This window comes from Stenotrophomonas bentonitica (genome assembly GCF_013185915.1).
Taxonomy (GTDB): domain Bacteria; phylum Pseudomonadota; class Gammaproteobacteria; order Xanthomonadales; family Xanthomonadaceae; genus Stenotrophomonas; species Stenotrophomonas bentonitica.
This window is the reverse complement of the sequence record NZ_JAAZUH010000007.1, coordinates 1-10,408: the sequence shown is the minus strand read 5'-3', so window position 1 is coordinate 10,408 and position 10,408 is coordinate 1. Positions and strand designations below refer to the sequence as shown.

The following is a 10,408-nucleotide window of genomic DNA, read 5'->3' as shown; positions in this document are numbered from 1 at the left end:
GGATTCGGTGAGAAATGGCTACGCACTGAGCCGCTGCGTGGCCCCGCGATGTCGAAAACCCACGCATGAACCCCCGATCTGTGCCCGATCTGTGCCCAAAGCGGCGCTTGCGCGGCCGCTTCCTACCTGCCAGACTCGCCAAAAAGGGCGGTTGAACTTCCTATACCCCGGCCCTGACCTCCCAGGGTGGTCAGGCCCGGCACTTCGCCGCGCGATCGATCGCAACCACAAGGAGGCCCCATGCGCCGCATCCTCATCCTGCTCGCCACCCACCTGCTCACCCTCGGCCTGGGCTTCGGCCTGGGCGTCTATCTCCTGCCGATCCTGATCGCCCCCGATGACCCGCCGGTTGCGCAGGTGCAGGCGGCCATGAAAGACGCCCCCTACCGCACCACCTTTCGCCGCGACCTCAAGGGCAGTGATGCGGTGCATTGGGCGGAAGGCAACGTCAGCGTCAGCCCGCGCCAGGTCGCGTTCGACGGCAAGATGGGTCCGGGTCCGGATTACAAGGTGTACCTGGTCCGTGACTTCGTCGACAACAAGGCCGATTTCCTGAAGATCAAGGCACAGGCCCAGCGCATCGGCGAGGTGAAGACCTTCAACCGTTTCCTGGTGGACGTGCCTGAAAGCGTCAACGTGGACGATTACACCACCGTAGTGGTGTGGTGCGAACGGTTCGAGCAGTTCATTTCCGCCGGGCAGTACCGCACGCCGGGTTGAACAACATCCCAAGCATCTGGGCGAAGAGCAGCCGAGCATGGCTCGGCTCTACTGTAGAGCCGAGCCATGCTCGGCCTACCGTAAGAAAGAGGCGGAGCCGGCCGATAAGCCGGGTTCTGTCGTGGACAGTCATTCCTCTAGGCGTTACGTCACCGCAACGCTCAAGCAACCTACCCGGATCCAACGCGGGCCGCGCCAAAGGATCCCTATTTGGTCTTGCTCCAGGTGGGGTTTGCCGTGCCGGTCTGTTGCCAGACTCGCGGTGCGCTCTTACCGCACCATTTCACCCTTACCGGCCTTCCGAAGAAGACGTAGGCGGTATCTTTCTGTTGCACTTTCCGTCGGCTTGCGCCGCCCAGGCGTTACCTGGCACCTTGCCCTATGGAGCCCGGACTTTCCTCGGCACCCCGAAGGGATGACGCGACTGTCTGGCCGACTCCGCCAGCGCGTATTCTAGCGTACGCACGCCCTTCCTGCCGTGCCGGTCGCGGCACACCATCGCGCATCGCGTGTGCCGGCACCTGTCGCGCCGCGGCTGGCTCGAAGGCGAAGACGAATCCGTGTTCCTGTCCGACAGCGCGGGTAGCGACGACGGCATGGATGGGCTGCGGATGAGTTCGATGACCTACCGCATCGCCACCGGTCGCGACGCTGGCCGCAAGGTCGTCACGCTGCAAACATTGCCCGGTGACGCAGGCTCGCTGGAGGGCGATGCCGGCAAGGTCGGTGGCTTCTCGCTGCATGCCGGCGTGGCCGCGGAAGCACACGAAAGCCACAAGCTCGAAAAGCTGTGCCGCTACATCACGCGCCCGGCGATCAGCGAGCAGCGGCTGTCGATCTCACCGCAGGGTAGGGTGCGGTATCAGCTCAAGACGCCGTGGCGCAATGGCACCACGCATGTCGAATGGGATGCGGTGGACTTCATCGCCAAGCTGGCGGCACTGGTCCCGCCACCTCGCGCGCATCTCACCCGCTTCCACGGCGTATTCGCCCCGAACGCGAATCTGCGCGCGCAGTTGACACCCTCGGGGCGCGGCAAGCGGCCTGCGGGCGATGCGGCGCCAGTGGACGTCAGCGCCCACGACGAGCCGCGCAGCCCCGAGCAGAAGCGCCGTGCGATGAGCTGGGCGCAACGGCTCAAGCGGGTCTTTTCCATCGACGTCACCACCTGCGCCCACTGCGGCGGCGCGGTGCGGATCGTCGCCAGCATCGAGGAACCCACCGCCATCCGCGCCATCCTCGCCCACTTCGAGAAGCACGGCGCGCTGGAGCAAGCGCACTACCGGCCCGCAGCGCGCGCGCCGCCGCCGGCCGCGTGACGAGGTGCCGGCCACACAGCCGGCAGCCAAGCCAGAGTCCGATCCGATGCGGCCACGACCCCGCAGGGCTGCGCTCGGCCCTGTGCCGGGATTCGGTGAGAAATGGCTACGCACTGAGCCGCTGCGTGGCCCCGCGATGTCGAAAACCCACGCATGAACCCCCGATCTGTGCCCGATCTGTGCCCAAAGCGGCGCTTGCGCGGCCGCTTCCTACCCGCCAGACTCGCCAAAAAGGGCGGTTGAACTTCCTATACCCGGCTGCCTTTTTATTGATCTCGCCAGATTAGGGATAGCCACCTTGAACCTTCGTCCCCTGCTTTTTCTGTGCCTGCCCGCCGGCCTGCTGCTGAGTGCCTGCGACCAGGCTCCCGCCCCCCAGGAACAGGCGCCGCGCCTGGTCAAGCTGTTTACCGTGGAAGATCCGGCCGGGGCGCGCCTGCGCGAATTCCCCGCGCGCCTGAAGGCCACCGAGGAGGCCGAGCTGTCGTTCCGTATCGGCGGCCAGCTGAAGACCCTCAACGTGCTGCAGGGACAGCCGGTGAAACGCGGTCAGCTGATTGCCAGCCTGGATGACGCCGACCAGCGCCTGCGCCTGCGTGATCGCCAGGCCAGCTATGACCTGGCCAACGTGCAGTTCCAGCGCATCGCCAAGCTGCTGGAGCGGCAGATGATCTCCCGCGCCGAGCATGACCAGCGCAAGGCCAACCTGGACTCGGCCAGCGCGGCCCTCAGCCTGGCCCGCCAGGAGCTGGAGTACACGCGGATTCTGGCGCCCTTCGACGCGGTGGTGGCCAATACCCATGTGGACAACTTCCAGGTGGTACAGGCCAAGCAGCCCATCGTCACCCTGCAGAGCGGCAATCAGCTGGATGTGCTGTTTCAGATGCCGGAAAACCTGCTGACCAACCTGCGCAGCCGTGAAGAGAACCGCGACTATCACCCCAGCGTGATTCTCGACAGCCTGCCCGGCCGCGAGTTCGAGGCGGTCTATAAGGAGCACAGCACCCAGCCTGATCCCAAGACCCTGACCTATCAGGTGACCCTGTCCATGCCGCGTCCCGAGGGTCTCAACCTGCTACCGGGGATGAGTGCCACGGTCAAGGTTGACTTGGCCCAGGTCAGCCGTGACCTGGGTAGCCGCCTGCTGGTGCCGGTGGAGGCGGTGTTCAGTCCGGACGACAGCGGCCCCGAGGTCAAGCAGGTGTGGGTGGCTCGCGAGCAGGACGGCGTGCTACGCCTGACGGCCCGCCAGGTCGAGGTGGGCCAGCTGAGCCGCAACAGCATCGAAGTACTCAGCGGCATCGAACCCGGCGAGCAGATCGTTGCCGTGGGTGGCGCCGAGCTGGAGGAAGGCCAGGCGGTAAGGCCCTGGGTACGCGAGCGGGGGCTGTAAATGGATATCGCCGGCTACTTTATCCAGCGTCGCGTCACCAGCTGGCTGGTCACTCTGGTGCTGGGCATCGGCGGGCTGCTGGCCTTTCTCGGAATCGGCCGCCTGGAAGACCCGTCCTTCACCCTGAAGAACGCCATGGTCATCACCAGCTACCCCGGCGCCTCGCCGCAGCAGGTGGAAGAAGAGGTCAGCTACCCGCTGGAGAACGCCATCCAGCAGCTGCCCTCGATCAAGAAGGTCACCTCCATCTCCAGTGCCGGGCTGTCGCAGATCAGCCTGGAACTGCACAGCCAATACAAGGCCGAGCAGATCCCGCAAATCTGGGATGAACTGCGGCGCAAGATCAACGACTTGCAGCCCAACCTGCCACCGGGGGTCAACCCGCCGCAGGTGCGGGATGATTTCAGCGATGTATTCGGCTTCTTCCTGCTGCTCACCGGCGAGGGCTACAGCGCCCAGGAACTGCGCGATTTCGCCGACTACCTGCGCCGTGAGCTGGTGCTGCTGCCGGGGGTGGGCAAGGTCAGCCTGGCCGGCGTGCGCCAGGAACAGGTGCAGGTGGAAATCTCGCGCAGCAAGATGAGCAGCCTGGGCATCGCCCCGCAGCGTCTGGCTCAGGTGCTCAGCCAGCAGAACGTGGTGTCCAACGCCGGGCGTATCCTCGCCGGCAGCGAATCGATCCGCCTGCACCCCACGGGAGAACTGCAGGACGTACGCGAACTTGAACGCCTGGTCATCAGTGATCCGGGTAGCCCGCAGCAGATCACCTTGGGCGATATCGCCCAGGTCAGCCGTGGCTTCAGCGAAACCCCGGGCAACCTCTACCGCATGAACGGCCAGCCGGCCCTGACCCTGGGCGTGTCCTTCGCACCCAAGGTCAACGTGGTGGACGTGGGCGCGGCGATCAATGCACGTCTGGCCGAGCTGGACAACCAGCGCCCCGCCGGTATGCAGCTGCAGGTGTTCTACGATCAGGCCGCCGAAGTGGAAAGCTCGGTGCGTGACTTCGTGATCAACTTCATCGCCTCGGTGGTCATTGTCATCGTCGTGCTGCTGGTCTTCATGGGCCTGCGCAGCGGCCTGCTGATCGGCCTGATCCTGGCCCTGACGGTGCTCGGCAGCTTTATCTTTATGCGCCTGCTGGGCATCGAACTGCAGCGCATCTCCCTTGGCGCCCTGGTGATCGCCCTGGGCATGCTGGTGGACAACGCCATTGTAATTGTCGAAGGCATCCTGGTCGGCCGCCAGCGTGGCCAGAGCACTCTGGAATCGGCGCGGGCCATCGTCAAGCAGACCAACCTGCCGCTGCTCGGCGCCACCCTGATCGCCATCATCGCCTTTGCCCCCATCGGCCTGTCCGACGACTCCACCGGCGAGTTCTGCCTGTCGCTGTTCCAGGTGCTGCTGATCTCCCTGCTGCTCAGCTGGGTCACCGCCATCACCCTGACGCCCTTCTTCGCCAGCCTGTTCTTCCGCGATAACCAGACCCTGACCAGCCAGGATCAGGGCGATCCCTACGGCGGGGTGATCTTCACCGCCTACCGTGCCCTGCTGGACTTTGCCCTCAAGCGCCGTGGCCTGACCCTCGGGCTGCTGGCGGTGCTGCTGGTGGTGGCCATCGGCGGTTTCGGCAAGGTGCGTCAGAGCTTCTTCCCGCCATCCAACACGCCGATGTTCTTTATCGACCTGTGGCTGCCCCAGGGCACCGATATCCGCTACACCGAGCAACTGGTGGCCGAGCTGGATCAGCATGTACTGCAGCAGGAAGGGGTGACCACGGTCAGCAGCAGCATCGGCCAGGGCGCCCTGCGCTTTATCCTCACCTACTCGCCGCAGAAGCAGTACCCCAACTATGCCCAGCTGCTGGTGCGCACCGACAACCTGGAGCGCATCGAGCCGCTGATCAACCAGCTGGAACTGCATGTTGCCGAGCAGTACCCGCAGGTCAAACCCAAGTTCAAGCAGCTGATGCTTGGCCCTGGCAACGACAGCAAGATCGAGGCGCGCTTCAGCGGCCCCGACCCCGAAGTGCTACGCCGCCTGGGTGGCGAGGCCATCCGCCGTATCCGCCAGGACCCGGTGGCCACGGCGGTGATGCACGACTGGCACGAGCGCACCAAGCTGGTTCGTCCACAATTTGCCGAGGCCCGCGCCCGTGAACTGGGGGTGGACAAGAGTGCACTGGATGACCTGTTGCGCATGAGCTTCTCCGGCATGAACGTGGGCCTGTACCGCGACGGCACCCGCCTGCTGCCGATTGTCGCGCGCACCCCGGACAACGAGCGGCTGAATGCCGACAGCCTCAGTGATCTGCAGATCTGGAGCAACGCCCGGGGCAGCTATCTGCCCATCGAGCAGGTGCTGCAGGGCTTTGCCACCGAATGGGAAGACCCGTTGATCATGCGCCTGGACCGCAAGCGCACCCTCACCGTGCAGGCCGATCCGGCCCTGCTCAGCGGGGAAACCGCGGCCCAGCTGTTCCAGCGCATCAAGCCCGAGGTCGAGGCCATCCCCCTGCCCGAGGGCTACAGCCTGGAGTGGGGCGGTGAATACGAAAGCTCGCGCAATGCCAAGGGCGCGGTATTCGGCAGCCTGCCCCTGGGTTATCTGGTGATGTTTATGATCACCATCCTGCTGTTCGACTCGTTCAAGCGCGCCACCGTGATCTGGCTCACCGTGCCCCTGGCGATGATCGGCGTGACCCTGGGCTTTCTGCTGACCGGCATTCCCTTCGGCTTTATGGCCCTGCTCGGCCTGCTCAGCCTGAGCGGCATGCTGGTGAAGAACGGCATCGTCCTGGTGGATGAAATCCAGCTGCAGCTGGCCAGCGGCAAGGACGCCCTGCAGGCCGTGGAAGAGGCCTCCATCAGCCGCGTACGCCCGGTATCCATGGCCGCCCTGACCACCATCCTGGGCATGAGCCCGCTGTTGACCGACGCCTTCTTCCAGAGCATGGCGGTGGTGATCATGTTCGGCCTGGGCTTCGCCACCCTGCTCACCCTGGTGGTGCTGCCGGTGCTCTATTGCGTGTTCTACGGGATCAAGGCGCAGACCAAGGCAGAAGTCTGAGGGGCGGTTGTCCACCCTATGCTGGCGTGACGTGGCGTAGGGTGGGCAACGCACAGCTTGTCCACCCGCTGTTATTCCCTGCTACATCTGACGGGCGCGCCTAAAACGCCGCCAGCCCGAGCGCAGGTCATCCAGCATCGGCACCAGGGCCAGGCTGATCAGCAGCAAGGCCAGCGGTAGCGTGGACACATAGCCCAGGCGGTTAAAGCCAAAGGCCCCGGCAATCCCGCCCATAAAGAAATACAGGGCCAGCAGGCTCAGCACCTGCAGACGCTGGCGGTCGACCTGGACCCGGCCGAACTGTTCGCCGTGGCGGTTCCAGTACAGCAGCTTGCCCAGCTCGATGCCGATATCGGTGACGATGCCGGTGATATGGGTGGTGCGAATCTCCGCCCGCGACAGCTTGGTGATCAGGGCGTTCTGCAGGCCCATGATGAAACACAGCAGCATCACCGTCAGCGGCACGAACAGGCCTTCGATGCTCGCCAGGGTGGCGCCGAGCAAACCGAAGCACAGCAGCAATGCGGCCTCGCAGAGCAGCGGCAGGGCGTTCTCGCTGTGCAGGCGACGACGCCGCGAATAGTTGACCAGCAGGGTCGAGGCGATGGCGCCGAGGATAAAGGACAGCACCCCGCCCAGGCCGCCGAGCACCAGATCATAGGCGCCCAGGGCGATATGGTCGGCCATGGCCGAGACGATCCCGGTCATATGCGAGGTGTACTGCTGCACGGCGAGAAACCCGCCGGCATTGATCGCCCCGGCGACAAAGGCCAGGGCGTAACCCAGGTGCCGGTTGGCCAGGACCGTGCGTTTGCGCCCGGTCAGGCGCCTGGCATAGCGGATCGGCATGGCGCTCGCCCTAGCAGTGGATTTCCGCGTTCTTGATACCCAGCTGGCGCAGCTCGTCGATCAGGGCGTTGAGGTCGGCGAAGGACTCCACCTCGTCCTGCTCGTCGATCAGGAAGTAGCTGGTGCCCACGCCCTTCTTCAACAGCACGATCCACTCCCGGGTATTGCCCGGGTTGGGGATCAGATGGGTGTCGAACTGCACCCCGGCGGCATGCCGGGCGCGGATATCTTCATGTGGGATGCAAATAAAGTTTCATCCTAACCCTAAAAACAGAGAGAAACGTCGCGCGCTCTCCTATTCATAAAAAATCCCTTTTATATCAGTATGTTGTGAGCACTTACACCCGAGACTGGATCGTTTTGCCTTTCATGGGAGAATGATTAAGGGCGCTAAAGTATCATCCTAATTTTCGCCCAGGCTCGAAAAATACGGTAAATGGTGAAAATAAAGATTCATCCTTTTCCGATGTTGCCCGTTCCAACACGTAAGCAGTCAGTCAGAAAAAACACATAGATCCAATCCCTAGCGAGCATTGAGCTCTCTCATCCGTGCCAACTGCTCCAACCCTTGGACGCCCTAAATGCTTACCCAAAAAAATCAACACCTTCTTTTAAAAACACAATCAAAAATGACACCCTTATATCCATTTAACCTAAACAGCCTTCCCCCCACTGCACTAGCTAGGGCTCGTAGTTCGGCGCAAGGCTGAAGTCGCTTGGCTGCTTCGCTGTGCAGATCCATGACCCACTTTCCATCAAACTCCCGGTTGTAGTTCCACAAGCATCTCGCGAGTCTTGCCGGCCCGCTCCACTGACAAGACCACCACATCGCCGACCTTCCTGTCGTCTAGCCGCGCGAGCAGCTTGGCCACATCGTCCGTCGCCTGGCCATCAACATCGATGATGCGGTCGCCCGGCACGATGCCTTGCGGCGTGACTTCGACACCCGCGAGGCCGGCCTTGTGCGCTGCCGAACCAGGGGTAACACGCAACACGAACACGCCCTTGCTTCCGGTCAGTGCAAGCAGGTGCTGATTGAGCTGTTCGTCCACCTCAATGCCCAGCGCCGGACGGATGTACTTACCGGTCTTGATGAGTTGCGGGACTACGCGCATGACGGTGTCCACCGGCACGGCGAAGCCGATCCCTGCCGATGCGCCGGAAGGGCTGTAGATCGCCGCCCTCGATCCAGAACGCGATCCCGATGCCGTTCTTCGGCACCACGCCGTTCGCCGCGCCCGGGCTGGGCCTGATCGCCTCGGCGATCATGCTGGCGTTCGGCCTGTGGTGGCTGGCCCGCGCCGAACGTCGCGCGCGGCTGGCGGGCGAAGGCTTCGGCGAGTTGGCCACGCCCGACGCCGGCATGGTGGCCGAGGACGAGATCGTGCGCGAACGCGCGGCGGTGGCGCAGCCCTTCGATCCGGCCGAGGCGGCGCATGGCGTCCAGGGCAGCGGCCTGCCGTCGGCGCTGGTTGCGTTCGCGCCGCTGGCGGTGGTGATCGGGGTGAACCTGCTGATGTCGCTGCTGATCCTGCCGCGGATGGACGTGTCCTACCTGCAGTACGCGCGCTTCGGCGAAACCTCGCTGTCCGAGGTGGCGGGCATGTGGTCGGTGTCGGTGGCGCTGGCCGCGGCGATCGCCACCACCATCGCGCTGAACCTGCGCCGCTTCCCCTCGCTGCGTTCGAGCATGGACTCCGGCGCCAACGCCTCGGTGCTGCCGATCCTGGCGGTGGGCAGCCTGGTCGGTTTCGGCGCGGTGGTCGCGGCGATGCCGGCCTTCGAGATCGTGCGCGACTGGGTACTGGGCATCGGCGGCGGTCCGCTGGTGTCGCTGGCGGTGGCGACCAACATCCTCGCCGGCCTCACCGGCTCGGCGTCCGGCGGCCTGACCATCGCCCTGGATGCGCTGGGTCCGACTTTCATGGCCATCGCCTACGAGACCGGACTGTCGCCGGAGCTGATGCATCGGGTGGCGGTGATCGGCGCCGGCACCCTGGACAGCCTGCCGCACAACGGCGCGGTGGTGACTCTGCTGGCGGTGTGCGGCTGCACCCACCGCGACAGCTACGGCGACATCGCGGTGACCGCGGTGCTCGGCTCGATCGTGGCGCTGGTGGTGGTGATCGTGCTGGGGACGATGTTCGGGTCGTTCTGAGCGCACGTGCGCGGCGTGACGGCGCCGCCCGGCACGATGCTCAGGCGCGGCGCGGCTGGATCCCCGCGATCCATCAAGCAAGACCACAAAGCCCGGCCTCGTGCCGGGCTTTGTGCGTTCTGGCGTCCGAGGCGGGAGATTTCCTACCCGCCCCGCGGCAATGTCTGACGCGAAGATCAGAAAACGCCGATATGAACGCGTGCTCGCGGGCGCAACCCTGAGCAGCCGTCCCTGCAACGGAGCGCTGCGTGCCGCGCCTGACCGCACCCCGGCGGCAGGCCGAGGTGTGCGCGCCACTGCCGGCCGCCCACGCCGCTGCGCGTTACGCGCGCCACCTGCCCGAGCGCACGCTGCTGTACGCGCTAGTGCAGGCGCACTACCCGGACTTCATCGCGCGTCTTGAGGCCGAAGACCGCCCGCTGCCCGAGTATGTGCGCGAGGAGTTCGAGACCTACCTGCGCTGCGGCGTGCTCGAGCACGGCTTCCTGCGCGTGGTCTGCGAGCAGTGCCGGGCCGAGAGGCTGGTGGCGTATTCCTGCAAGAAGCGCGGCTTCTGCCCCAGCTGCGGGGCGCGGCGCATGGCCGAGAGCGCGCGGCACCTGGTGGAGGAGGTGTTTGGCCCGCGGCCGGTGCGGCAATGGGTGCTGAGTTTTCCGTACCCGTTGCGCTTCCTGTTCGCCAGCAAGCCTGAGGCGATCGGCCCGGTGCTGGGCATCGTGCATCGTGTGATCGCCGGTTGGCTTGCCGATCAGGCCGGCGTGCCGCGGGATACGGCGCAATGCGGCGTGGTGACCCTGATCCAGCGCTTCGGCAGCGCGCTGAATCTCAACATCCACTTCCACATGCTGTGGCTCGACGGCGTGTACGAGGACACCACCGAGCGTCCGCAGCGCAAGCCGC

At 64.9% G+C, this 10,408-nt stretch carries 6 protein-coding genes, 1 other RNA gene and 3 pseudogenes; 6 read left to right on the top strand and 4 right to left on the bottom strand.

Annotated elements, in window-relative coordinates; all coding sequences use genetic code 11:
* The first annotated feature begins 240 nt into the window (after nucleotides 1–240).
* Nucleotides 241–720 carry a DM13 domain-containing protein gene (locus HGB51_RS20075; RefSeq protein WP_047290306.1) on the top strand — a complete coding sequence of 160 codons (480 nt, stop codon included), beginning with the start codon at nucleotides 241–243 and terminating at the stop codon, nucleotides 718–720.
* Between the two features lie 89 nt (nucleotides 721–809).
* On the opposite strand, the gene rnpB is transcribed toward HGB51_RS20075, so the two are convergent.
* An RNA gene (rnpB, locus tag HGB51_RS20070) (RNase P RNA component class A) lies at nucleotides 810–1,160 on the bottom strand.
* A 54-nt stretch (nucleotides 1,161–1,214) separates the two neighbouring features.
* On the opposite strand from rnpB, the pseudogene HGB51_RS20065 reads away from it, so the two are divergent.
* The 3 genes and pseudogenes from HGB51_RS20065 to HGB51_RS20055 form a co-directional block, all read left to right on the top strand.
* Nucleotides 1,215–2,039: pseudogene (locus HGB51_RS20065) on the top strand (IS91-like element ISCR29 family transposase); the annotation flags it as partial.
* 298 nt (nucleotides 2,040–2,337) lie between these two features.
* The gene (locus HGB51_RS20060) at nucleotides 2,338–3,432 is read left to right on the top strand and encodes an efflux RND transporter periplasmic adaptor subunit (RefSeq protein ID WP_053506936.1); all 1,095 of its coding nucleotides are present in this window, start codon (nucleotides 2,338–2,340) and stop codon (nucleotides 3,430–3,432) included.
* On the top strand, nucleotides 3,433–6,501 hold the full coding sequence (locus HGB51_RS20055) for an efflux RND transporter permease subunit (RefSeq protein WP_053506937.1): 3,069 nt from the start codon (nucleotides 3,433–3,435) through the stop codon (nucleotides 6,499–6,501).
* Between the two features lie 105 nt (nucleotides 6,502–6,606).
* Here the strand turns inward: HGB51_RS20055 and HGB51_RS20050 are convergent.
* The 3 genes and pseudogenes from HGB51_RS20050 to HGB51_RS20040 all read right to left on the bottom strand — a co-directional run.
* Nucleotides 6,607–7,350: pseudogene (locus HGB51_RS20050) on the bottom strand (YoaK family protein); the annotation flags it as partial.
* Nucleotides 7,351–7,360: 10 nt separating this feature from the next.
* A complete protein-coding gene (locus HGB51_RS20045; RefSeq protein WP_216666946.1) occupies nucleotides 7,361–7,552 on the bottom strand; it encodes a hypothetical protein in 192 nt (63 codons plus the stop codon).
* Nucleotides 7,553–8,105: 553 nt separating this feature from the next.
* A complete protein-coding gene (locus HGB51_RS20040; protein WP_425505398.1) occupies nucleotides 8,106–8,465 on the bottom strand; it encodes a S1C family serine protease in 360 nt (119 codons plus the stop codon).
* A gap of 38 nt (nucleotides 8,466–8,503) precedes the next feature.
* Here HGB51_RS20040 and HGB51_RS20035 point away from each other — a divergent pair, with 38 nt between their 5' ends.
* Both HGB51_RS20035 and HGB51_RS20030 read left to right on the top strand, forming a co-directional pair.
* A complete protein-coding gene (locus tag HGB51_RS20035) occupies nucleotides 8,504–9,508 on the top strand; it encodes a GntP family permease (RefSeq protein WP_176735132.1) in 1,005 nt (334 codons plus the stop codon).
* 248 nt (nucleotides 9,509–9,756) lie between these two features.
* Nucleotides 9,757–10,408 (top strand): annotated as a pseudogene (locus tag HGB51_RS20030) (IS91-like element ISCR21 family transposase); the annotation flags it as partial.

What these genes read in the sequence shown, in the direction of transcription:
- HGB51_RS20055 (WP_053506937.1), top strand. Translation starts at nt 3,433, where the DNA reads ATGGATATCGCCGGCTACTTTATCCAGCGTCGCGTCACCAGCTGGCTG.
- HGB51_RS20040 (WP_425505398.1), bottom strand. Translation starts at nt 8,465, where the DNA reads ATGCGCGTAGTCCCGCAACTCATCAAGACCGGTAAGTACATCCGTCCG.
- HGB51_RS20075 (WP_047290306.1), top strand. Translation starts at nt 241, where the DNA reads ATGCGCCGCATCCTCATCCTGCTCGCCACCCACCTGCTCACCCTCGGC.
- HGB51_RS20035 (WP_176735132.1), top strand. Translation starts at nt 8,504, where the DNA reads ATGCGCCGGAAGGGCTGTAGATCGCCGCCCTCGATCCAGAACGCGATC.